The following is a 22,502-nucleotide window of genomic DNA, read 5'->3' on the forward strand; positions in this document are numbered from 1 at the left end:
TCCGCGGTTCCACTCTTTTAGAGGCCTTCAGGCACTCCTCTTGATACCTTTAACGGCGGTAAACCGTATATACCTACTTAAATTCAGTATATCTGCTCCCGGGTGCATTTCACCATCCTCATACCTGGAAAAGCTCTCAGCCGGTGACTTTTCCTCTCTGGCGGCGATTGATACCTACTTCTCCCGTTCTCCGCATTTATTTATAGCTTAGTTGCATTATATGCACACGTTCAGGTAATGTCAATCATATCCTAGCAGACTAAAACTGGAATTCAACCTGCTGTTAATTCTTCAACATAGCTACCGTATGCTCAATCCTACTCAAGGTTTTTTGTTTACCCCAAACAGTGATAATATCCGGCAGATCAGGTCCATGTACCTGCCCGGTTAAAGCACAACGTAAAGGCATAAAGACATCTTTAGGTTTTAGTTTGGTCTGTTTGACAATGGTTTTAATAAACCGTTTAATCTCGGCAGGATTGGTAAAGTCAGGTAATTCCCCGGCAAACTTATCCAGTACCAGCATAACATTCTCTTGTCGTAATACCTCCAGAGCTTTCTCCTGATACTCAATATCACCAAAGAATACTTGTAACTGCTGGTCCACTTCCCCCAGGCATACCAAACGATCCCGTAAATCTCCTAACAGTACCTCCATCTGCCCGCCGCTAAGGCTCTCCAACTGCTGCCGGTAAACGGACTGGTTAAAAAACGGTTGCAACCGGAGGTTTAACTCCTCATTATTCAGACGCTTAATATACTGCTGATTTATCCAGTTTAATTTATCCAGATCAAAAACAGCTGGACTTTTAGCTACCCTTTCCAGGCTAAAAGACTTAATAATTTCCTCTGGGGAAAGAATTTCCTCTTCTCCTTCTGGAGACCACCCCATAAGAGCCAGAAAATTAAACAATGCTTCCGGCAGATAACCCATTTCCCGGTATTGTATTAACGAAGTAGCCCCATGTCGTTTACTCATCTTTTGGCGGTCATTACCCAGAATAAGAGAAATATGAGCAAACTCGGGACGTTTCAAATTTAAGGCTTCGTATATCATTAACTGGCGGGGAGTATTAGTAAGATGTTCCTCCGCCCTTACGACATGGGTAATACCCATCAGACTATCATCAATAACCACCGCAAAATTATATGTGGGAATACCATCGGACTTAACAATAATGAAATCACCGATATTCTCACTCTCGAAAGCCACCTTACCCCTTACCAGGTCATGAACTACATAAACCTGGTTTTCCGGTACTTTAAAGCGGATAGTAGGTTTAATACCCTGGGCCAATTTTTCCTGTTTCTCCTCCTCACTAAGATAGCGACACTTACCCAGATAGCGAGGGGTTTCCCCTTGTTCCATCAGAGATTTTCTCTGGGCCTCTAACTCTGCTTCGGTACAGAAGCAATAATAGGCCTGCCCAGATTCCAATAACTTTTCCACATATTCCTGGTAAATAGACAACCGCTCAGTCTGGCGATACGGCCCATTATCTCCACCAACATCCACACCCTCAGACCAGGTTAATCCTAACCACCTGAGGGATTTAATAATTTCATCTTCATATTCTCGCCGGGAACGGTCCAAATCAGTATCTTCGATACGTAAGACCAGTTCTCCACCCTGGTGGGCAGCAATTAAATAATTAAATAATGCAGATCTTGCTCCCCCAATATGTAATGGCCCGGTTGGACTGGGTGCAAATCTTACTCTGGGTTTGCTCATTAGCTTCCCTCCCTGATTAATTCCTCTAATGTAGGTTATTATCAAATTGTTTTTTATTAGTCAATTAAAACTACCGCCTGAGCAGCGATACCCTCTTCCCTGCCGGTAAAACCCAACCCCTCAGTGGTGGTGGCTTTTACGCTTACCCTCTCTATATCCATCTCCAGGGTATCGGCAATGTTAACACGCATGGTAGTAATATAAGGTGCCAGTCGGGGACGCTGGGCCACAACCGTACTATCAACATTGACAATAGCATAACCAGCCTCCCGTATCATATGTCCTACCTTTCGCAACAAATCCAGACTACTGACACCACGAAAAGCAGGGTCACTATCTGGAAAATGACGTCCTATATCTCCCAGAGCAGCTGCACCTAATAAAGCATCACATATAGCATGTAATAACACATCTGCATCTGAATGTCCTAAAAGACCACAGGAATGGGGAATTGCTACCCCTCCTAATACCAATTGCCGGCCTTCCTGAAAACAATGCACATCATATCCGCTGCCAATTCGCATATCAAACCATCCTCCTGCCATCCAAGAGGCTCTGGGCTACAACAATATCCTCTGGGGTAGTAATTTTCAAGTTATCGTATTCCCCTTCTACTACCTTTACCCGACCAATGTATTTTTCAAACAGGCTAGCATCATCAGTCGCCCGAAAATTCTCGATATTAGCCTCTTCATAGGCCTGGTATAATTCCGCAAATCTAAACACCTGGGGAGTCTGAACCATAATAATACTGGAACGATCTAGTGTTTTACCTACAAAATTGTCCCTATCCACCATTTTAAGTGTGTCCCGGGAATACATACCCGGAATAGCGGCTCCCCACTCCTTAGCCTCCTGGAGCAATTCTTTTAGGAGTCCAGTCGTGAAAAGCGGCCGTGCACCATCATGCACAGCCACGTAGGCAGTATCTTTATCCAATTGTTCCAGGCCCGCCCATACCGAATCCTGACGTTCCCGGCCGCCAGGCACTATCCGGGAAACCTTACCATAATTAAATTTATTTACGATTTCCTGCCGGCAATACTCAATCTCATCAGGACGAGCCACAATAATAATCTCATCAACCGCTGCGAAATGTTCAAATACATCCAATGAATAAGTCAGAATAGGGCGTGAACCTAAAGGCAGGTATTGTTTATTAATCTTGCTTCCCATCCTGCTACCCGCTCCCGCTGCAGCAATAACAACCCGAAGGTTGTCATCCATATACATTCACCTCTTGAACTTCCTGCAAACTCCCATTTAAATGCTGGCTTTCTTCCTTGCCCCGTCGGGTAAAAATCATTCTACCTGCAGCCGTCTGAAACACGCTAGTAACAATTACCTCCAGATCTTTACCAATTTCATACTGCGCATCCTCCACCACCACCATAGTACCATCTTCCAGGTAGCCCACACCCTGACCAGGCTCTTTACCCTCTTTAATAATACTAACATGCATGGTTTCCCCTGGGTAGACAATGATCTTCACCGCATTGGTTAGCTCATTAATATTCAACACCTTAATACCTTGTAACTCCGCCACTTTATTAAGGTTATAATCATTAGTGATAATGCTGGCATTTAAATGCTTGCAGAGCCGTATTAACTTAGCATCCACTTCCCGCTCTTCCAGGACATGGGGATCAGTCACATCCATTATATCAATTTTTATACCCGAGTGCTTCTGCATTTTAGCTAACAACTCCAGCCCCCGGCGTCCCTTGTTACGCCTTATGTTATCAGATGAATCAGCAATATGCTGCAGCTCTTCAATCACAAAAGTGGGTACCACCAAAGGGCCCTCTAAAAAATTACTTAAACAAACATCATAAATACGTCCATCGATAATCGCACTAGTATCAAGCACTTTGGCATGGTAAGAATTATCATCCACTATAGCCACATCATCCTGACCGGCCGTAAATGGTAAAACACGAAACAACTCCCCAGCTTTACGAGTACCTATGACCAGGCCCAGATAACCACTAACCAGAAACACACCTATAGTGCAATATACCCCTACTCCCCTGATCATAGAAAGAGGAAAACTACTTAACACCCCCACCAGAATTCCCACCACCAATCCAGCCACCCCTCCCAGTAGAACCTCTACCGGAGTACTGTCCAAATGCTGATTAAAAGCTTTAACTCCCCTGTGCCACCAGGATAGTGCCCAACCAAAACCCATATAGACTCCCACAAAAGTTCCCACAAAAAGTATACCTATCCCGACCAGGTTTAAATCAAGCAGCAAATGGGAAACATAAGCAACCCAGATTCCGGCTATAAGTGCAAAGATCAACAGGGGTCTGGAAATAATCAGCCGATTATGCATAATATACACCTCCAATTAATATTGTTCTATTCGGAGTGTAAAATTATACAAATATTAGGACTTTATCGTTAATTCATGCATAATAAGGCAATACTCAAAGACCCTGGAGACTCTCCTGGTTTGACATACCTTTCCGTGCCGGGCTATAATTAGGGAAATCACATCTAAGGAGGGCAAGTCTTCGCATGAAAGACTTGATTTGTGATGAATTTCAAAATGTGGTCGGTGACCTTTTAATTAGACACCGCAGCATATTAGATATCCTCTCAAAGCTGGCCGAGTCATCCTGCCGGGTAAACCGGGCGGTAACTAAAGCAGTTACCGAATGTGGATGCCTGGCTATAAATGCTGAGAAGATACAGATTCCCGACGACATTGAATCATTTGAGGAACTACGTAAGTATCTTGATAACCACCTCAAAGGAAAGCTGTGCCCTAACTGTGAGGATGTAATCATCGGCGAAATGGGCAAACTGCTGTTTTATACGGCTGCCCTTTGTAACACACTGGATATTAACCTTTATGATGTTTTTATTAAAGAGTACAAAAAATCCTCTACTCTGGGTGTATTTAATCTAACGTAATACTTTCTAGAACTATATAAAAAAACCACGTATTTACTAATCTACGTGGTTTTTGTTTTCTTCAGCTACTTTACCCCGCAACCTAGCTAAGGCTAACCTTAATGTGCAGGAAAAGAGATAAAGGCGCATCCAGAACCGCCATCTATCACTTCACCTAAGGCAATACCATGAGAACGAAAACAACTGCCGATCAAAAACTGGAGTCCGGGCTTTTCCGGAACATTCAGGTTAGACTTACCCACGCAGCCCCGCACAGCGACATCATCCTGTAACTATACTAAGGCTAACCTTAATGTGCAGGAAAAGAGGTAAAGGCGCATCCAGAACCGCCATCTATCACTTCACCTCAGGCAATACCATGAGAACGAAAACAACTGCCGATCAAAAACTGGAGTCCGGGCTTTTCCGGAACATTCAGGTTAGACTTACCCACGCAGCCCCGCACAGCGACATCACCCTGTAACTATACTAAGGCTAACCTTAATGTGCAGAAAAAGAGGTAAAGGCGCATCCAGAACCGCAATCTATCACTTCACCTCAGGCAATACCATGAGAACAAAAACAACTGCCGACCAAAAACTGGAGTCCGGGCTTTTCCGGAACATTCAGGTTAGACTTACCCACGCAACCCCGCACAGCGACATCACCCTGTAACTATACTAAGGCTAACCTTAATGTGCAGGAAAAGAGGTAAAGGCGCATCCAGAACCGCCATCTATCACTTCACCTCAGGCAATACCATGAGAACGAAAACAACTGCCGATCAAAAACTAGAGTCCGGGCTTTTCCGGAACATTCAGGTTAGACTTACCCCGCAACCCCCTCAATAGAAATCCCCCCTATTAAACCATATACTCCAGCAGCAATTGCTCCTGCATACGTTTTAATCCATTCTTAATAGAACGGGCCCTAACTTCACCAATACCTTCCACCTCATCAAGTTCTTCAATAGTAGCCTGCAATATATTACTAAGCAGCCCAAAACGTTCTACCAGGTTTTCAATAACCAAAAAGGGAATACGGGGAAGCTTTTGCAGCATTCTATAACCATGCGGAGAAACCTGCTGATCCAAGTGGCTGCTAGCCGTTCCCAAAGACAACATGCGCGCAATAAATACCGAATCTGATACATCATCTTCAAAAGCCTTCAGTATATTATTTAATACCTCCTGGGGCTTCTTATCCGGTGTATTAAGATAATCCTGAATAATATAAAGAGCCTCTTCTTCAACATTGGCAATCATTTCATCCAGCTGCATTTTTACCAGACGTCCCTCAGTGCCCAGCTCGGCTATGTAGTTTTCAATTTCCTGAGCTATGTTTAACACTTTTACACTACGGCGCAATACCTCACAAACCTCTGAGACGGTAACCATATCTTCAAACTCCAGTCCTCCCAGACGCTGCAGTTCTTTTAGCATTACATTTTTATATTTTTCCAAAGTTTGCAGGGCTTGATTAGCCTTAACTAATATCGAAGCTAAGTCGCGCAGGCGGAAGGTAATATTTCCCTGATATAAGGTTACCACCCGGCGTCGCTGTGATACAGCTACCACCAACTGTCCTGTCTGGCGGGCAGTACGTTCAGCCGTACGGTGCCTAATTCCTGTCTCATTAGAGATTATACTAGACTCTGGATCCAGTTGGGCATTAGCTATCACTATCCTCGAAACATCACTGTTCATAATAATAGCGCCGTCCATTTTAGCCAGTTCATACAGACGAGCTGGAGTAAATTCACAGTCAATTTTAAAACCACCGCTGACTATTCTCATTACTTCAGGAGAATCTCCTACCACTATCAATCCCCCGGTATTCGCTTGCAAAATATTTTCAATACCTACTCTAAAAAGCGTACCCGGAGCCAGCATCTGCAAATATTTTCGAAAACTACTCTGGTAGATTTCTTCCACCAACATCATCCCTCCGCAATAGTTTCTACAAAATCATCAATGGTTTCCACTTCTATAATTTCAAAATCAGAACCAGGAAGTCCTTCCCGAGCAGATGCACTGCGGGGAAGAACTACTCTTTTAAATCCCATCCGATCAGCCTCTTTAAGACGTTGTTCTAAAAATGGCACAGAACGCACCTGACCAGACAAGCTTAATTCACCTATAAATATAGTATCCCGGGGAAGTGTCTTCTCGCGATAGCTGGAGATTATAGCAGCTGCGATTCCCAAATCTACTGATGGATCCCTAGTAAAGAGACCTCCAGTTACTTTCAGGTAAACATCATGGGAGGCCAGGGGATACCCCCTCCTTTTCTCCAAAACAGCTATGATCAAAGCCAAACGGTTTTGATCTATTCCCGAAGCCATCCGCCGGGCATAGCCTGGCCCGGAGGATACTACCAATGACTGGATCTCCACCAGCACCGGCCGGCTCCCCTCATAGCTGGCCGCAATAGCAACCCCACTGCTAGCACTGGATGAATGGCCTAAAAAAACATAAGCTGGATCTAATACTTCCACTAATCCCTGTCCGCTCATCTCCATAAGACCAATTTCATCTGTAGAACCGAACCGATTTTTTACCCCTCGCAACATACGCAGGGTAAAATTTTTTTCTCCTTCAAAATAAATAACTACATCTACCATGTGTTCTAATACCCGGGGACCGGCCAGGGAACCTTCTTTAGTTACATGACCCACCAGAAAAACAGGGATATCGGTTTTTTTAGCTAGATCAGTAATACGTGCGGTACATTCCCTAAGCTGGGCTATACTACCCGGTATAGATGATACCCCGGAGGTATAAACGGTCTGAATCGAATCTATGATTACCAAAGCAGGGTTAATATCACGCAAATAGTCTGCCAATAATTCAATATTTTGTTCACTGACTAAATAAATGTTGGCATTATTTATTCCCAGACGCAGGGACCGCAGCCGTATCTGACGAAGAGATTCTTCCCCAGACAGATATATAACCCGCTTATCAGTGTTAGCTACATGGTCAGCTACCTGTAACAGTAAAGTAGATTTACCTATACCCGGATCACCGCCGATAAGTACCAACGATCCCGGTACTATTCCGCCTCCCAAAACCCGGTCCAGCTCTCCTATCCCACTGCTGTAGCGATAGACAGCATCACCGCTAACCGAGTCCAGGGGAACAGCTGGAATTCGCACTTCTGGTTGGCCAGCTTTTTTCTTCGGGACTGATTCTTCCACCAGGGTATTCCAGGAAGCACATCCCGGACATTTCCCCAACCATTTGGAAGCTTCATACCCACATTCCGTGCAGACAAATCTGCTTATAGATTTCGCCATAAAACCCACCTTTGCATCATTATAAACAATCCAAGGATTATTTGGCTAAAAAATAACGCTATATCCCTCTAGCTTTTAGAGGAAATAGCTGTTTAACTTGGACATTCCATTATGTAAAGATAAGGCAGGAAGAGGTTGTATCGTCTTCCTGCCATCTTCTAACAACCTATTCTTTTTTTATCTGGATGCCGTTATCATTAGCATCTACAAGTATAGTATCTCCCGGCTGTATGGTCTTTTTAAGAATCTCTTCGGAAACATTATCTTCGACTAATCGCTGGATAGCACGCTTCAAAGGACGGGCCCCGAAGCCAGGATCGTACCCTTCTTTTAAGATCAGTTTACGCGCTGAATCGGTGACCTTAATCTCAAACTCATTCTCCTGTACCCTTTTTCTAAGATCAGCCAGTAACAGATCTACAATGTTTTTAAGTTCTTCCTCACTTAAACTTTGGAAGACAATGATTTCATCGATACGGTTAAGAAACTCTGGGCGGAAAGTGTGCTTCACCTGTTCCAACATCCGGTCTTTCATTTTATTATAATCTGCTTCCTGGCTATGGTCACTAGTAAATCCGACTCTCTTCGCGTTACGTATTGATTCAGCTCCCACGTTGGAGGTCATGATAACTACCGTATTACGGAAATCAACCGTTCTACCCTGTCCATCAGTTAACCGCCCATCTTCTAAAACCTGTAGTAAGATGTTAAAAACATCCGGGTGAGCTTTTTCGATCTCATCCAGCAATATTACTGAATACGGCTTACGACGTACCTTTTCCGTTAACTGACCACCCTCATCATAACCGACATAACCCGGAGGTGAACCGATCATTCTGGATACAGCATGCTTTTCCATATATTCAGACATATCCAGACGAATTATGGCATCTTCACTGCCAAACATAGCCTCGGCCAGAGCTCTGGCTAATTCAGTTTTTCCTACCCCGGTAGGCCCCAGAAAAATAAATGAACCAATGGGACGGCGGGGGTTTTTTAAGCCGGCCCGGGCCCGGCGCACTGCCCGGGAAACTGCTTTAACTGCTTCATCCTGGCCGACCACTCTTTCATGCAAGATTTCTTCCAGATGTACCAGGCGTTCAGTTTCCTCCTCGGCCATCTTATTTACCGGTATACCAGTCCAACTGGAGACAATATCAGCAACCTCTTCTTCCCCTACCGTGCTCATAGCCATGCTGCGCTTATTTATCCATTCTTTACGCCTGCTCTCGATCTCATCCTTCAGATTTTGTTCCTCATCCCGCAAATGAGCAGCACTTTCATACTCCTGGGCATTAATGGCCTCTTCTTTTTCTTTAATAAGTTCTTCTAGTTTACGTTCCTTTTCTTTAAGATCATCAGGCAAGACATAATTAGCTAATCTGACCCGGGAAGATGCCTCATCAATAAGATCTATAGCTTTATCAGGCAGATAGCGATCACTGATATAGCGTGAAGATAATCGCACCGCCGCCTCTATAGCCTCATCGCTTATTTTAACGGCATGATGAGCCTCATAACGATCCCGTAAACCTTTAAGAATTTCAATGCTTTCTTCCGAAGAAGGTTCGTCAACTACGATGGGCTGGAAGCGTCTCTCTAAAGCGGCATCTTTTTCAATATGCTTCCGGTATTCATCCAATGTGGTAGCCCCTACACATTGAAATTCTCCACGGGCTAGAGAAGGTTTTAGTATATTAGCTGCATCTATAGCCCCCTCGGCGGCTCCAGCTCCTACTATAGTGTGTAATTCATCAATAAAAATGATTACATCTCCAGCACTTTTAATCTCATTAACTATTTTAGTAAGACGATCCTCAAATTCACCCCGATATTTAGTACCGGCAATCATAGAAGATAAGTCTAGAGAGACCACTCTTTTATTGCTTAGTATTTCCGGCACCTGATTCTCGATAATCCGCTGGGCCAAACCTTCTACTATGGCAGTCTTGCCAACTCCCGGATCCCCTATTAGTACAGGATTATTCTTGGTTCGACGGGAAAGGACCTGAACTAGTCTCTCAATTTCACTATTACGTCCGATCACTGGATCTAAACGGCTTTCCATAGCCTCCTGGGTTAAATCAAGACTAAACGAATCTAGAGTTGGGGTTTTGCTTTTTGCCTTTCTTTTACTGGCAGGAGGAGTAAACTGGTTGGAAGGTTCCTGGTAGAACATATTATGGTGACCTGGTTGTATCTCTCCGCCCAGTAAATTCAACACCTGTTCCCGAACAGCATCCAATCGTATTCCCATATACATCAAAACCTGACCAGCGACGCCCTCTTCCTCTCTTAACAGTGCCAGCAGAAGGTGCTCAGTACCTACATAATTGACCCCCTGAAGACGGGCTTCATCAAAAGCCAGGTTAAACACCTTTTTAGCCCGGGGGGTAACTGGTAAATCCCCATCAGCCGGTTCACCAACATTACTACTGCTACCAATCACTCTAACAATTTCCTCACGAACCTTTTCCAGATCTATACCCATACTTAGAAGGGCTTTGGCCCCTACCCCTTCACCTTCACGAAGTAATCCCAGCAAAATATGCTCAGTTCCGATAGCCGGGTGATTTAATTGACGGGCCTCCTCCTGGGCATGAATAACCGCATTACGTGCTCTCTGGGTAAACCTACGAAACATATCCGCTCGCCTCCTTATAACAGTTTTTCTCTAATTACTTCGGCCCTCTTACTATCACGGTGGAGGGGATCCATTTCCTGCCCAGCTCTTTTTTGCAGGTGCGCAGGACGGATAGCAACAACCAATTCGTTAAGGGCAAAGGATTTAATGTCTTTTATCATTCCCATTTCGACCCCTAACCTCACATCAGATAAATGAGATAGGGCTTCATTAGAATTTATCATCCGGGCATTAGTCAGGATGCCATAAGCCCTTCCGATACGGTCTTCCAGTTGTATTTTTATCTGATTCTGCATGTTATTCCTTAGAATACGTTCCTGTTCGAGGATTTGACGAGTAATGGTAGTTAGGTTACTATCAATATCCTCCTCAGTTTGACCAAGAGTAATCTGATTGGATATCTGGAAGAAGTTTCCTAAGGCTTCAGTGCCCTCACCATACATACCACGCACAGCCATACCTAACTGGCTTATATTATGGACTATCTGGTTGATCTGCCCAGTCATAACCATAGCCGGCAAATGCAGCATGACCGAAGCCCGCATACCTGTACCTACATTAGTAGGACAAGAAGTAAGATAGCCCCTGCGCTCGTCAAAGGCAAAATTAAGTTTCTGTTCCAGGTCATCATCAATATTGTGGGCCCGCTTATAGCATTCTTCCACCTGTAATCCTGGTAATATCGCTTGGATACGCAGATGATCCTCTTCATTAATCATAATAGCCATAGACCCCTCTGCATTAACCAACAACCCATGATAAAACCGGTCAGACCTGGCATGATTAGGACTTATAAGGTGCTTTTCCACTAAAATTTGCCGGTCCTGATCAGTTATCTGATTAAATGCCATGTATTCAAGTTCCTTCGGATGAGCATTTTCATTATTACTCCAGGCCGCTTTAATCTGATCAAGACACTTTTGACCACTATCATCATTCAACAGGTGAGGGAATGGTACACCTCTAAGGTTACGGGCTAATCGTACCCGGCTGCTGACGACTATATCAGATTCCGGGCCTGATTCCATCCATTTTACGAAAGTATTATTTAAAAGATCGTTTCCTTTCATCCCTTCCCCCCCTAATCAAGTTCTTTCTCAAGTTCTTTAATGGAGTCACGGATTTCAGCAGCCCTTTCATATTCTTCACAAGCAACTGCCTGTTGTAACTGGATTTTCAAACTATCTACCTGCTTTTTAAGCAGTACTTTTTCCCCTCCCCGGGCCGGAATTTTTCCAACATGCCGACTATTACCATGAATCCGGCGTAAAGTTGGCTCCAACTCCTGTTCGAACGCAGTATAGCATTCAGCACAACCAAGCTTACCAGTTTGAGTTATGTCCATAAAGTTCATACCACAATGGGGACACCGGGTAGTTTCAGCGGGGGCTTTTACTCCCTGTAAATTGAAATTATGCCCCAGAAAACTTCCTAAAAGATTGGGGATAGAAAAATTACTGCCCATATTAAACATCAATATACCCTTCTTAGCTGCACACTCCTCGCAAAGATGGGTTTCCACTTTTTTGCCATTAAACACCTGGGCCAAGTGTACATTAGCCGGCTTCTGCTTACATTCCTCACAGTACATCATTTCAACCCCCTTCGGGTTAATTTAATATAGTCGCTAAGTGCATTTTTCACTGCCTGGTAGATTCTACAACGTTCTTCTATGTCCATATCATTAAAAGCATGCTGGGCAACATGTTTTAACATCTCTTTTTCATCAGCACTAATAAAGTCCCGAGCGAATAGTTTCTCAATAAACGCCAGTAAATCAGTTAAACTTAATAACATTTCCTGACCACTATGGAAACGGGTTATGCGTACAAACCCCTTACCACCACGACGGCTTTCCGTAAAATAACCTTCACTTTCGGTAAAACGGGTACTCAACACATAGGTAACCTGAGAGGGTACGCAACTAAAGGTTTCCGCCAGCTCGGCCCTTTGAATTTCAATCTGTTTCTCCTCGCTTCGTTCAATAAGGACTTTAATATACTGCTCGATTTTATCTGCCAGACTTTTTTTCATTGATCTCCCTCTTTGACTTTTATTGACCTTTGTTTTATTGTACTGGCAATTTCGCTTTAGGTAAAATCCTATTAAACCCCATGGAGATTAAATAAGTTAAGTTTCTTTGACTTTAATTAACCAAAGATCAATATTCTTAGTTTAACCATAATTTTGCCGGATAAAACTTAATTCATCCAACTCTTTTATTTGACTTTGGTTACCTATAAAATTACAAAAATATCGCTAATCTTGGCTTCACCCGGTAATATTCAAACCATCTTCTTAATAGCTTGTTATTAATGTTACCGGTTAATATTTTTTTCTATTGGGTAAATCGTAATCAGTTGGTGTTTATTGGTTATTTCGGTAAGCGGTATTAATAATTCTCGGGAAAGAAAAAAGAGGGGATCCCCTCTTTTTCCTAAACTTTATATCCACCCGGGTAAGAGTTACTCCTCCCATTTTAAAGTAATTTCACTTCCGCTGTTAATAGGGGTAGTAAATCCGGCCTCCTTCCCATCCACCTGCATTACTAACTTACCCGTAGATCCTGGTTTAACATCAACCACCTTAAATATATCGCTAAGTATAGCCTGATTAGATTTTTGATCAATAATTAATTTAGCACCTTCCATTAATTCTTCGTCAAGACCTGCTGGTTGTCCATTCACAATAATGCCTATACTACTCCCCGGTAGTTTAATTTCCTCTCCATTTACCATTACCACAATGTTAGCCATTTGCTGGTCAGCTAATACATCACGAATCCTAGGCCTTAATGAACCTATACTGTATTCCACCCGGGCACCAAAATCCACCTCTGGGCTAGCCGCATTTTCCCCGTTTACCATGATTTTCAAGGGTGACCACTGTAAAACATTCCCCTGACCATTTAAGTAATAATTAAATGATCGCGCCTGCAGCATACTAGCTGGTATACCAGCTAGAGCCAGAATGTTTTCCAAGCTATTAGCTCGTCTAAATTCAACCCGCGCCCGATCAGGTACCTCATCGTCTGGACGGGCTATTACACCATTTACCTTAACCACCGGGTAAAGGTCTAAGGATTCGCCATTTACCCACACCTTTCCCTGGGCCCCAGGCACCAGTTCCTTTACTAAAATCCTGGCTTCCTGACCATCACTACCCGGATGAAATTCAATTTGGTCACCATCATGAATAACAGTTTCTAAACTAGCATCCTGCTCGTTAACTTTTATTACTGGTGGGGTACCCATTTCACCCCGGAAAACCTTAACATAACCATTTATTTCGACTGTTTTACCCAGACCTGGTTTACCGTAAATATTAGTCAGGGAAATGCCTGAACTAAGTAATGCTGCAGCTACGGTTAACTCTCCCATATTCCACAAAGCTAATTCCCGACCATTGACAATCACCCTAATAAAAGGAACTGGGGGAATAGTGCACGAATGGTAGGCAATACCCAGAGGGGTAACTCCTTCTGGCCCTTCCGGATAGTTTGTCCCCATCTGGATTTGGATAAAGTCCGGCGGGGTTCTAGTCCCCACCCGATTAGGAGCTATATTAATAGCCTCAGCTATATTAGTTATTAAAGACGGGGTCAAACTCCCCCCACCTACACATAAGATTGCATCAGGTGCCTCCCCGTTTAATTCCAGGATATTTCCCCCAATGCTTCTCGCCAGCTGCTGGGTAACTGGTTGTAAAACCTGCTTAACTTCAGCAGAAATTAATTTTAAATTATTCCCTAAAATATCGCACACCATTATGGTTTCCTGATCTAACAGGGCCCGCTTTAACTGTTCGGCTACATTAAAATCCAGTAGATAATGGGAGGCCAGATATTCGGTCATTTCGTCACCCCCGCAAGGCACCATGGCATAAGCACTAATAGTCCCACTTCTCACGAGGGCAATATCTGAAGTTCCTGCCCCAATATCGACTAAAGCCAAATTTAAAAGCCTCATACTGGCGGGAATGGTCACTGACAGAGCTGCGATTGGTTCCAGTGTTAAGCTATATATTTCTAATCCTGCTCTCTTAAGGACAGAAAATAGACTATCGATTACTACCCGAGGCAAAAAGGTAGCAATAACCTCTGTTTCTATTTCCGTTCCAACCTGCCCTACTAGGTTGCCAATTTTCTGATTTTCTAGTTGGTAGGCGATTATACTGTATCCTACACAAAAGTAGTTGCTTTTATCACCAATAGCAGCTTCCTCCCGGGCTAACACATATTGAGCCTCTTGTATGGCTTCTACTTCCAGAGCCATAACTTCTTCCCGGGTAATTTCATGATGAGAAAAACGTTGTTTACGGCTACTCCCCCGGGCCGTTTTTAGCGAACGTCCTGCTGCTGCTACTGCTGCACTTTTTAATGGTTTTTTCAGTCTATCCTCCAGGGTTTTTTTTATAGATTTAATGGTTTTGGCAACCTCTTCTACATCATGAATTTGCCCATCCAGCATAGCCCTGGTAGGGTGCTCCTGTATTGCATAATCCAGGAGTTGGCAGCCGCCGGCATCCTTTTTCATTACCAGCCCGGCAATTTTGCGAGTACCGATATCCAGGGCAAAGATAATGTTTTTATCCATGCCTACTCCCCCCATTAACGCCGTCTCAAATTATGCCATCTTTGCCTGATTATAAGTCCAGCAAACCGGGGCAGGGCTAACTGCCGTTTAAACCTGCTCGGTTCTGTAATAAGACGATATAACCACTCCAGGTTAAGTTTTATAAATAAGCAGGGAGCTCTTTTCTTGATGCCGGCAATAACATCAAAGCTTCCTCCCACCCCTATACTTACTGGTACCTGCATGCTTTCCCTATACTGATTAATCCAAAATTCCTGCCGGGGTGCTCCTAATCCTACCAATAATACATCAGGTTGCTGTGCTTTTATATCATTAATCAGCCCTGGTTCCTCTTCTTTCTTAAAATAACCATTTCTAACCCCGCAGATTTTAAGACCCGGATATTTGTCCCGCAAATTTTGCCCGGCTTTTTCGGCTACACCCGGAGCCGCACCTAACAGATATATTTTCCATCCCCGTTCCACTGCGTAGGCACATATTTTTTCTAATAGGTCGACTCCGGTAACCCTTTCTTTTACCGGATAACCTAATTTTTGCCCTCCCCAGACTATACCTATACCATCTGGTGTAACTAGATCAGCCTGGTTTATTATTTGTCTAAGGTCGGGGTTATGGTAAGCCTGGTATACTATTTCTGCATTAAGGGTAATCACCTGTGATGAGGTTTTCCGGTTTATGAGTTGCTCCACTTTATAGAGAGCCTCCTCCATAGTAACCACATCAATAAAACAACCTAAAATATTAGCACGGTTTAAATGCGCTGGCATAATGTCTCTCCCTAAAATTACTCATCTGTTTCTTATTTGCTTTCATACCCGGTTTTTCCTTTTTCTATACGGGCCCATAAAAAAATCCCGCTTCTAAAGGCAGGATTTTTCAGAAAATTATAAAGCAAATTATTTAATATTTATCTTACATAATAGTTTTTTCATCCCACCCCAAAAAATTACACTCGAGCTATATCTTCGATAGCAGTACGAATAGTCTCATCCTCTGCTTGAATTACCTTTTGTAATGATTCATAAGCTCTGACAGTACTAATAAGAGTAACCATTTCTTGCACTGCATTAACATTGGATTCTTCAGTATACCCCTGCAAAACCCCGGGTTGATCAACTAATTGGTATTCTTGATCAGTTGTCAAAAGGGTACCTCCCACTCTCTGTAAAACTTCCTGATCAGGAAATCTTACTACTTTAAGACGGGCAGCCTCTTCACCATTTATAGTTATGTAACCTGATGAGTCAACACTAAACTCGCCTTCCAGGTAAATAAAATCATCATAGTCATTAAGAACTGGATAGCCCTCTCCATTAGTCAGCAAGCCTGCTTCATTTACCTTAAATTGACCGTTACGAGTAAACCTCTCTCCCTCAGGGGTTTCGATTACGAAATAACTGTCACTGCTTAAAGCCAAATCGAATGGATTATCCGTTTTTTTTAAATTGCCTAGGCTATAATCTGTGGCTACCCCATCTAAACAGGCCCCGGTTCCCAGTCCTCCGATTATCGGAGGACGGCTGAAGCGATTCTTACCCTGGTTATCCACCTGGGTTTCACCCATACGAGTAATAAGCATATTGGGAAAAGCCCGGGTTACTGCCGTAGCCTTTTTAAAGCCGGCTGTATTTACATTGGCAATATTATTAGCTACTACATCCTGACGGGCCATCTGCAGCATCATTCCAGAACCCGCATTATATAATCCCTTTATCACCGGAGTACCTCCTACTATTGACCATTATGTTATTTATCGATTATAAAAGATAATAACTTTAGACTATTCTACGTGGTCCTTTTCCATGAGCCCGGCTTAGGGTAGAAATTTCATGCAGGGCTTTACCAGTCCCCCGCGCTACACAGGAAACAGCATCTTCAGCAATATGTACCGGCAGGTTAGTTTCTCTGGAAAGAAGTATATCGAGACCATCCAGCAAGCAACCACCTCCGGTCATAACAATACCATTATTGACTATATCAGCAGCCAGTTCAGGCGGTGTAATTTCCAGTACTTTTTTTACTCCGTCTATTACTGTTTCAATAGGTTCCTGTAGGGCTTCCCAACTTTCTTCTGCAGTTATGGTAACCGTTTTAGGTAGTCCACTGACTAAATCACGTCCTCTTACTTCCATGGACCGATGACGATTTTCATTAGTTACACAAACTGTACCTATATTCATTTTTAGCTCTTCAGCAGTTCTTTCTCCAATCATCAGGTTATATTCCCGTCTTACATAGCGTATAATAGCCTCATCAAACTTGTCCCCACCAATACGTAAAGAAGTATCACATACAATACCCCCCAGAGACAGAACAGCAATATCTGAAGTTCCCCCTCCCAGATCAACCACCATATGACCGGTAGCTTCAGAAATATTAATTCCCGCCCCCAGAGCGGCGGCTAAAGGTTCTTCAATAATAAAAGCCTGTCTACCTCCTGATGATAAGGTAGCCTGTCGAACAGCTCGTTCCTCAACATCAGTGGCACCAGTAGGAATACAAACTATAACCCGGGGCTTAAAAAATAAGCGCCGGCCTATGACTTTACGGATAAAGTAAGAAAGCATCTTTTCGGTAGTATCATAATCAGCAATAACACCTTCTTTTAAGGGTCGTACTGCTGTAATATAGCCCGGGGTTCTGCCCAGCATCTGACGAGCCTCTTCCCCCACGGCAATAATTCGGTCAGTATTACGATCTATGGCTACCACCGAAGGTTCATGTAATACAATTCCCTTACCTTTTTTAAAAACCAGTACACTGGCTGTTCCTAAATCAATCCCTATATCATCTTCAAAAAACATTCTAGCCCAGGCCCTCCCAACAGATTTTGCATACTCTAACAGTATTTTACCGTTAATCAGCTAATTTAGCTATTTTTTTTAAGCCTGAACCTTTTGTTGATTAGCATATTTTCTTCGGGTTGCTTCTCCTCCCCTAATATGTCTCTCCGCTTTATTTTTATCCAATATTGCTTTTACATCTTCAGCCATTTCTTTATTAATGCGGGGTAAGCGCTCAGAAACATCTTTGTGTACGGTACTTTTACTTATGCCGAAAACCTCGGCGGTCTGTCGAACAGTATCAGAAGTCCTCAATATATGCTGAGCCACCTTTACTGCTCGTTTACGAATATAGTTTTGCATAACCCGCCTCCCTAGTATGACTAATAAACTATATTCAATTGGAGGCGCAGGAAGAACTCAGTATTTTAATTTATAGGTTTTTATACCCTGGTAATAGGTGTTAAGGATAACATGATAATCTGCTCCTTTCTGAGCCATCCCATTGGCTCCATATTGACACAAGCCTACTCCATGTCCATAACCGCGGCTATTTATGATAATTTTTCCCTGACCAATTTTCAATCTCCACCAGGTGGAAGGCAGTCCTAAACGAGCTCGTAATGAGCTGCCTGATATGATCTGATCGTTAATCGCTATTTTTTTTATTCGCCCGGTAGAACTCTTTTCCAATATTTTTATATCCGGATTTTTTCCCCTAGCTCCCGGCAATTCCTGCCAGTTAAAAACCTGCACACTATGAAAATAATTTGACTCCCGGCAATAATTACATTTAACCGAATGTAAATAAGGAACTTCATTACCCCATACCTCCAGGGCACTTTCCGTTTGCCCTCCACAGGTAGAATGGTAAAGAGCATCAATAGGTTCATTCTGATAAACCATGATTTCCCCTCGGGTAGATTGAACTGCCTGGACGATTTTTTCCCAATAAACCTCAGAATCCCGTGGATGTCGACGCATAAATTCTTCTTTGCTTATAAAAGCCTGGCAAGTATTAATGTCATCAGAAAGGTCAGCTTTCATAGGGTATTCATGTTTTTGTAATAATTTGCGCAGGGCATAAGAGCGTGCACATACCGCCTGGGCTTTAAGAGCTTCTGTTGCAAAAGAAGCAGGCATTTCTGCTGCTACTGTGCCAGTTATATACTCTTCCAGAGGCATTTTTTGTACTCGTTTTTCTTCACCTAAATACAGTTGTATAAAAGGTCCCTGATTTAGTTTATCTGGTGATCTATAGTTACGCATTATCAAAATAAGTAGAATTATGAGGATAATTATCAAAAAAATTGTAACTCTTTTATCTGGTCTGTTAAGATTACCTATCCATCTCATAATGAATAGATATGAAAAAAACATGGTATTCATGTCAAATACCATGTTTTTTAATGGCGGGTAATGGTAGCTCCTAATCCTTTTAGTTTATCAACAATGTTTTCATAGCCTCGATCAATATGCTCACTATTCAATATTTTGGTTGAACCACGGGCAGTTAGCCCCGCTATTAAAAGGGCCGCTCCAGCTCTAAGATCAGTTGCTTTAACTGTTGTACCGGTTAATTCATTATTACCCTTTATAACTGCTGTTCGTCCCTCAGTTTTTATTTTAGCACCCATACGTAAAAGCTCAGCTACATGCATAAATCGATTTTCAAAAACTGATTCAGTAATTACGCTGCTCCCATCCGCCCGGCTCAAATATGCCATAAACTGCGCTTGCATATCAGTAGGAAAACCGGGATATGGTAAGGTTTTTATATAAACGGGACGTATTTCATCTTTTCTGGAAACCCGTACTTGATTATCCTCTTCCAGAACCTGGGTATTGCTTTCGGTTAATTTTGCAGTGATAGCTTTTAGATGTTCTGGAATAACATTCTTTATGAGTACATCACCCCCGGTGGCTGCAGCCGCTACCATATAGGTACCTGCTTCAATACGATCAGGAATGGGCGAATAATGACATGATCCCAGCTCTTTTACTCCCTCAATCTTAATGACATTACTACCTGCCCCACTGATTTTACCCCCCATACTATTTATAAAGCAGGCCAAATCAACTATTTCCGGTTCTAAAGCAGCGTTTTCAATATAAGTAGTTCCATCAGCCAAGGCTGCTGCCATAATTATATTTTCAGTAGCCCCCACACTGGGATAATCTAGATAAACATGGTTACCAGTCAGTTTGTCGGCCCTGGCTATCACATCACCGCCGGATAAATTGATGCTGGCTCCTAGAGCCTGAAATCCCTTTAAATGAAGGTCAATAGGCCGGGTACCAATCGCACATCCACCTGGTAATGCTAACCTGACCATTCCTTGGCGGGCTAATAATGGTCCCATAACTAAAAATGAGGCCCGTATCTGTCGTACCAGTTCATAGGGAGGGTGTTGTTCACTTACTACTCCTGCAAATTTTAGACTATTATCCTCGTAAGTTACTTTTATTCCCAAGGCCTTAATTAACCTGCTAATTACTTCCACATCTTTTATCAAGGGGATATTCGTAATAACTCTAGTCCCTTCCCCCAGTAAAGATGCTGCCAGAATTGGTAATATAGAATTTTTTGAAGAACTAACCTTAACTTCACCTTTAAGGCGGTTTTTTCCCTCAACGATTACTTCCAAATCTATTCCATCACCTCCTTTAATAATTCCCTATTATTAAGGGGGTCCCGATATAAACATAAGTTTTTTTCTCAGCAGGAATACTACGTAGTGCAACTTGTATATTGTATTTCTTTCCTGTACCAGTTACTATGGCCGGTACTTTAAGATTGCGACTGTAACCAGTGGCACTACTAGACCTATTATCATGAAAATTTTCCACCATCCTGGCATCCATGTTTTTCATAAGCACATCTAATAGTTCTAAATGGTTAGATTCATTAACCACCTGTTCCAAGGTTCCTGTATAAAGATAATAACTGGTCCATTTTAACCCTATAATTTGTTCTAGCTTAGCTGCTATTGCTTCTAAATTGACGTTTGGTTCGCTAGTTATAACTTCAACTACTAAATAGGTTTGATTCTCTTCATAATTGGATATTAAAGTTATACAGTAATTATACAAATCTTGCCTTACTTCATATTGTATTTGCAGGCTTTGGGGACCAGTCTGGTATTGATAATTTTGTGCATCATTAGGTAAACCAAGTGTTCTAGTAACATTATACATATAATCTACCAGTTCTTCTCGGGAGGAACTTGTTCTTAGCTTTGCCCAGCTATCCATTCGTGATTCGAGTGAAATTGCACCGATAGATGCAAAAGATAGGTAATATGGAGAACGATTTTCAATCTGTTTCCCCACCGTATAATCTATGCCGTACGTACATAACCCGCATAAAAAAGCAAACATTAATAAATAAACTAGTCCTTTTTTCATGAATATTAACCTCCCCGGTATGCGTATCAAAATTCTTGCCCAACCGGCAAGCAATTATTCGCCGGGAAGATTAATTTAAAAGTTAAACTCGATGATTTTAAAAAACCAGTTTACAATGATAAATAAAAGATATAAAACTTACAAGCGAAAAAACCCGACCATTGTCAGGTTTTCATTACTGTGATGTTGATGATTGATTATCATCCGGTAAGTTAGTTATGGGTAGGGCCTTTTTTTCTTGACTATTTACAGCCATTTCCTGTTGTTCCAATCTGGATAGATACTCCTCTTTACGTTTCTTTAATTCTAGCGCCTTCTTTTCAAAACGAATAGATTGTCTCCAAATCAGAATTCCAAACACTATAGTTATAACTAAAACAACGCCGATTAGAATCAGAAAAGCACTCTTCACTTAACTTCCTCCCAGTAGACTCAATCTTTTTCACGATCACGCTCAGTTTCCCATATTTCATCAGCTAGCTTTTCTTTTTCTTTTTCCCTACGTTTCTTTTCTTTAGCCTTTTCCTCTATTCTAACCGTAGTTTGCCAGAACATCAGATATATAAGGCCTTTTATTAGATAATAGATCAAGGTAATAATAATAAGTGTTTTTAACATATTATCCATCTACAAATCCTCATCAGTCGCGTGCTTTATCTAATATACCCTTATAAGATTCCAAAGCCGGAAGGTTTTCCCTCCCGGCTTTGTCGGCTTATCCCTAGTCTACTTTGGCCTCCGCTGCCTTTAGCCTAGCCATGGCACGTTGCATAGAAAGTTGAGCCCGGGCGTAGTTAATATTCTCATCACGCATATTTAGTCTTTGTTTTGCCCGGTCCGCAGCTGCTCTGGCCCGAAGGACATCGACCTCATGCCCATGTTCGGCTGTTTCCGCCAAAACACGTGCTTTGTTATCGACTACCTCCATAAAACCGCCACTTATAGCTATTTTTTGCTGGGTGCCTGTGGCATCTTTATAGCGCAAAACTCCGATCTTCAAAGCTGCAACTATTGGTGCGTGATTCCTCATAACACCCAATTCACCTTCGACAGCGGGAGCAACCAGGAACTGAACTTCATTCTTAAATAAAATCTGTTCAGGGGTTACTATCTCTAGCATGAAGGTGTTTTCTGCCATATA

At 42.5% G+C, this 22,502-nt stretch carries 23 protein-coding genes and 1 other annotated feature (1 of these 24 cut by a window edge); of the genes, 1 reads left to right on the plus strand and 22 read right to left on the minus strand.

Going from position 1 to position 22,502, the window contains the following annotated elements; translation table 11 throughout:
- Window positions 1-200: a binding site (T-box leader), on the minus strand; it reaches 24 nt to the left of the window's first position.
- Window positions 201-283: 83 nt separating this feature from the next.
- The 4 genes from gltX to ACZ5Q0_RS04825 are packed head-to-tail and all read right to left on the minus strand — an operon-like array spanning window position 284 to window position 4,070.
- Window positions 284-1,732, minus strand: a complete 1,449-nt coding sequence (gene gltX / locus ACZ5Q0_RS04810; protein WP_446819099.1) for a glutamate--tRNA ligase — start codon at window positions 1,730-1,732, stop codon at window positions 284-286.
- 56 nt (window positions 1,733-1,788) lie between these two features.
- Window positions 1,789-2,256: a 2-C-methyl-D-erythritol 2,4-cyclodiphosphate synthase gene (ispF, locus tag ACZ5Q0_RS04815; RefSeq protein WP_446819098.1), complete on the minus strand. Its 468-nt coding sequence runs from the start codon at window positions 2,254-2,256 to the stop codon at window positions 1,789-1,791.
- Window position 2,257: 1 nt separating this feature from the next.
- Window positions 2,258-2,959 carry a 2-C-methyl-D-erythritol 4-phosphate cytidylyltransferase gene (gene ispD, locus ACZ5Q0_RS04820; RefSeq protein ID WP_447182774.1) on the minus strand — a complete coding sequence of 234 codons (702 nt, stop codon included), beginning with the start codon at window positions 2,957-2,959 and terminating at the stop codon, window positions 2,258-2,260.
- The gene (locus ACZ5Q0_RS04825; protein ID WP_446819096.1) at window positions 2,952-4,070 is read right to left on the minus strand and encodes a PIN/TRAM domain-containing protein; all 1,119 of its coding nucleotides are present in this window, start codon (window positions 4,068-4,070) and stop codon (window positions 2,952-2,954) included. Before ACZ5Q0_RS04825 ends, ispD begins: the two co-directional genes overlap by 8 nt.
- Before the next feature lie 185 nt (window positions 4,071-4,255).
- Here ACZ5Q0_RS04825 and ACZ5Q0_RS04830 point away from each other — a divergent pair, with 185 nt between their 5' ends.
- Window positions 4,256-4,654: a nucleoside triphosphate pyrophosphohydrolase family protein gene (locus ACZ5Q0_RS04830; RefSeq protein WP_446819095.1), complete on the plus strand. Its 399-nt coding sequence runs from the start codon at window positions 4,256-4,258 to the stop codon at window positions 4,652-4,654.
- Between the two features lie 98 nt (window positions 4,655-4,752).
- Here ACZ5Q0_RS04830 and ACZ5Q0_RS04835 read toward each other — a convergent pair whose 3' ends face one another.
- From ACZ5Q0_RS04835 to ACZ5Q0_RS04920, 18 genes are all read right to left on the minus strand, one after another.
- Entirely contained in the window at window positions 4,753-4,908 is a 156-nt protein-coding gene (locus ACZ5Q0_RS04835) for a hypothetical protein (RefSeq protein ID WP_446819094.1), read from the minus strand.
- A gap of 588 nt (window positions 4,909-5,496) precedes the next feature.
- Window positions 5,497-6,573: a DNA integrity scanning diadenylate cyclase DisA gene (gene disA / locus ACZ5Q0_RS04840; protein ID WP_446820807.1), complete on the minus strand. Its 1,077-nt coding sequence runs from the start codon at window positions 6,571-6,573 to the stop codon at window positions 5,497-5,499.
- Entirely contained in the window at window positions 6,573-7,931 is a 1,359-nt protein-coding gene (radA, locus tag ACZ5Q0_RS04845; RefSeq protein WP_446819093.1) for a DNA repair protein RadA, read from the minus strand. The genes disA and radA overlap by 1 nt, the downstream gene beginning before the upstream one ends.
- Before the next feature lie 166 nt (window positions 7,932-8,097).
- Window positions 8,098-10,575 (minus strand): ATP-dependent Clp protease ATP-binding subunit, encoded by a 2,478-nt coding sequence (locus tag ACZ5Q0_RS04850; protein ID WP_447182775.1) that lies wholly within the window; start codon window positions 10,573-10,575, stop codon window positions 8,098-8,100.
- 14 nt (window positions 10,576-10,589) lie between these two features.
- The gene (locus tag ACZ5Q0_RS04855) at window positions 10,590-11,645 is read right to left on the minus strand and encodes a protein arginine kinase (protein ID WP_447182776.1); all 1,056 of its coding nucleotides are present in this window, start codon (window positions 11,643-11,645) and stop codon (window positions 10,590-10,592) included.
- 11 nt (window positions 11,646-11,656) lie between these two features.
- Window positions 11,657-12,169, minus strand: coding sequence for a UvrB/UvrC motif-containing protein (locus ACZ5Q0_RS04860; RefSeq protein ID WP_447182777.1), 513 nt, complete (start codon window positions 12,167-12,169; stop codon window positions 11,657-11,659).
- The gene (locus tag ACZ5Q0_RS04865; protein WP_446819089.1) at window positions 12,166-12,609 is read right to left on the minus strand and encodes a CtsR family transcriptional regulator; all 444 of its coding nucleotides are present in this window, start codon (window positions 12,607-12,609) and stop codon (window positions 12,166-12,168) included. Before ACZ5Q0_RS04865 ends, ACZ5Q0_RS04860 begins: the two co-directional genes overlap by 4 nt.
- Before the next feature lie 431 nt (window positions 12,610-13,040).
- Window positions 13,041-15,170 carry a cell division protein FtsA gene (locus ACZ5Q0_RS04870; RefSeq protein ID WP_446819088.1) on the minus strand — a complete coding sequence of 710 codons (2,130 nt, stop codon included), beginning with the start codon at window positions 15,168-15,170 and terminating at the stop codon, window positions 13,041-13,043.
- Window positions 15,171-15,184: 14 nt separating this feature from the next.
- A complete protein-coding gene (locus ACZ5Q0_RS04875) occupies window positions 15,185-15,937 on the minus strand; it encodes a WecB/TagA/CpsF family glycosyltransferase (RefSeq protein WP_446819087.1) in 753 nt (250 codons plus the stop codon).
- A gap of 179 nt (window positions 15,938-16,116) precedes the next feature.
- Entirely contained in the window at window positions 16,117-16,887 is a 771-nt protein-coding gene (locus tag ACZ5Q0_RS04880; protein ID WP_447182778.1) for a flagellar hook-basal body protein, read from the minus strand.
- Window positions 16,888-16,945: 58 nt separating this feature from the next.
- Complete coding sequence (gene mreB / locus ACZ5Q0_RS04885) at window positions 16,946-17,974, minus strand: rod shape-determining protein (protein WP_447182779.1); 1,029 nt, start codon at window positions 17,972-17,974, stop codon at window positions 16,946-16,948.
- Between the two features lie 78 nt (window positions 17,975-18,052).
- Window positions 18,053-18,316, minus strand: coding sequence for a sporulation transcriptional regulator SpoIIID (spoIIID, locus tag ACZ5Q0_RS04890; RefSeq protein WP_446819084.1), 264 nt, complete (start codon window positions 18,314-18,316; stop codon window positions 18,053-18,055).
- Between the two features lie 57 nt (window positions 18,317-18,373).
- Window positions 18,374-19,222 (minus strand): stage II sporulation protein D, encoded by an 849-nt coding sequence (spoIID, locus tag ACZ5Q0_RS04895; protein ID WP_464827263.1) that lies wholly within the window; start codon window positions 19,220-19,222, stop codon window positions 18,374-18,376.
- A gap of 137 nt (window positions 19,223-19,359) precedes the next feature.
- On the minus strand, window positions 19,360-20,607 hold the full coding sequence (gene murA / locus ACZ5Q0_RS04900) for a UDP-N-acetylglucosamine 1-carboxyvinyltransferase (RefSeq protein ID WP_446820806.1): 1,248 nt from the start codon (window positions 20,605-20,607) through the stop codon (window positions 19,360-19,362).
- Between the two features lie 13 nt (window positions 20,608-20,620).
- Complete coding sequence (locus ACZ5Q0_RS04905; RefSeq protein ID WP_446819082.1) at window positions 20,621-21,361, minus strand: YwmB family TATA-box binding protein; 741 nt, start codon at window positions 21,359-21,361, stop codon at window positions 20,621-20,623.
- A 175-nt stretch (window positions 21,362-21,536) separates the two neighbouring features.
- On the minus strand, window positions 21,537-21,773 hold the full coding sequence (locus ACZ5Q0_RS04910; RefSeq protein WP_446819081.1) for a hypothetical protein: 237 nt from the start codon (window positions 21,771-21,773) through the stop codon (window positions 21,537-21,539).
- A 20-nt stretch (window positions 21,774-21,793) separates the two neighbouring features.
- Window positions 21,794-21,988 (minus strand): hypothetical protein, encoded by a 195-nt coding sequence (locus ACZ5Q0_RS04915; RefSeq protein ID WP_446819080.1) that lies wholly within the window; start codon window positions 21,986-21,988, stop codon window positions 21,794-21,796.
- Window positions 21,989-22,082: 94 nt separating this feature from the next.
- Window positions 22,083-22,499 (minus strand): F0F1 ATP synthase subunit epsilon, encoded by a 417-nt coding sequence (locus tag ACZ5Q0_RS04920; protein ID WP_446819079.1) that lies wholly within the window; start codon window positions 22,497-22,499, stop codon window positions 22,083-22,085.
- Between the last annotated feature and the right edge of the window lie 3 nt (window positions 22,500-22,502).

The sequence above is a fragment of the Syntrophomonas erecta subsp. sporosyntropha genome, from assembly GCF_055395365.1.

What these genes read in the sequence shown, in the direction of transcription:
- mreB (WP_447182779.1), bottom strand. Translation starts at nt 17,974, where the DNA reads ATGTTTTTTGAAGATGATATAGGGATTGATTTAGGAACAGCCAGTGTA.
- ACZ5Q0_RS04865 (WP_446819089.1), bottom strand. Translation starts at nt 12,609, where the DNA reads ATGAAAAAAAGTCTGGCAGATAAAATCGAGCAGTATATTAAAGTCCTT.
- disA (WP_446820807.1), bottom strand. Translation starts at nt 6,573, where the DNA reads ATGTTGGTGGAAGAAATCTACCAGAGTAGTTTTCGAAAATATTTGCAG.
- ACZ5Q0_RS04830 (WP_446819095.1), top strand. Translation starts at nt 4,256, where the DNA reads ATGAAAGACTTGATTTGTGATGAATTTCAAAATGTGGTCGGTGACCTT.
- ACZ5Q0_RS04875 (WP_446819087.1), bottom strand. Translation starts at nt 15,937, where the DNA reads ATGCCAGCGCATTTAAACCGTGCTAATATTTTAGGTTGTTTTATTGAT.
- ACZ5Q0_RS04860 (WP_447182777.1), bottom strand. Translation starts at nt 12,169, where the DNA reads ATGATGTACTGTGAGGAATGTAAGCAGAAGCCGGCTAATGTACACTTG.
- ispF (WP_446819098.1), bottom strand. Translation starts at nt 2,256, where the DNA reads ATGCGAATTGGCAGCGGATATGATGTGCATTGTTTTCAGGAAGGCCGG.
- ACZ5Q0_RS04825 (WP_446819096.1), bottom strand. Translation starts at nt 4,070, where the DNA reads ATGCATAATCGGCTGATTATTTCCAGACCCCTGTTGATCTTTGCACTT.
- ACZ5Q0_RS04905 (WP_446819082.1), bottom strand. Translation starts at nt 21,361, where the DNA reads ATGAAAAAAGGACTAGTTTATTTATTAATGTTTGCTTTTTTATGCGGG.
- ACZ5Q0_RS04870 (WP_446819088.1), bottom strand. Translation starts at nt 15,170, where the DNA reads ATGGATAAAAACATTATCTTTGCCCTGGATATCGGTACTCGCAAAATT.
- ACZ5Q0_RS04855 (WP_447182776.1), bottom strand. Translation starts at nt 11,645, where the DNA reads ATGAAAGGAAACGATCTTTTAAATAATACTTTCGTAAAATGGATGGAA.
- spoIIID (WP_446819084.1), bottom strand. Translation starts at nt 18,316, where the DNA reads ATGCAAAACTATATTCGTAAACGAGCAGTAAAGGTGGCTCAGCATATA.
- gltX (WP_446819099.1), bottom strand. Translation starts at nt 1,732, where the DNA reads ATGAGCAAACCCAGAGTAAGATTTGCACCCAGTCCAACCGGGCCATTA.
- ACZ5Q0_RS04915 (WP_446819080.1), bottom strand. Translation starts at nt 21,988, where the DNA reads ATGGATAATATGTTAAAAACACTTATTATTATTACCTTGATCTATTAT.
- radA (WP_446819093.1), bottom strand. Translation starts at nt 7,931, where the DNA reads ATGGCGAAATCTATAAGCAGATTTGTCTGCACGGAATGTGGGTATGAA.
- ACZ5Q0_RS04920 (WP_446819079.1), bottom strand. Translation starts at nt 22,499, where the DNA reads ATGGCAGAAAACACCTTCATGCTAGAGATAGTAACCCCTGAACAGATT.
- spoIID (WP_464827263.1), bottom strand. Translation starts at nt 19,222, where the DNA reads ATGCGTAACTATAGATCACCAGATAAACTAAATCAGGGACCTTTTATA.
- ispD (WP_447182774.1), bottom strand. Translation starts at nt 2,959, where the DNA reads ATGGATGACAACCTTCGGGTTGTTATTGCTGCAGCGGGAGCGGGTAGC.
- ACZ5Q0_RS04850 (WP_447182775.1), bottom strand. Translation starts at nt 10,575, where the DNA reads ATGTTTCGTAGGTTTACCCAGAGAGCACGTAATGCGGTTATTCATGCC.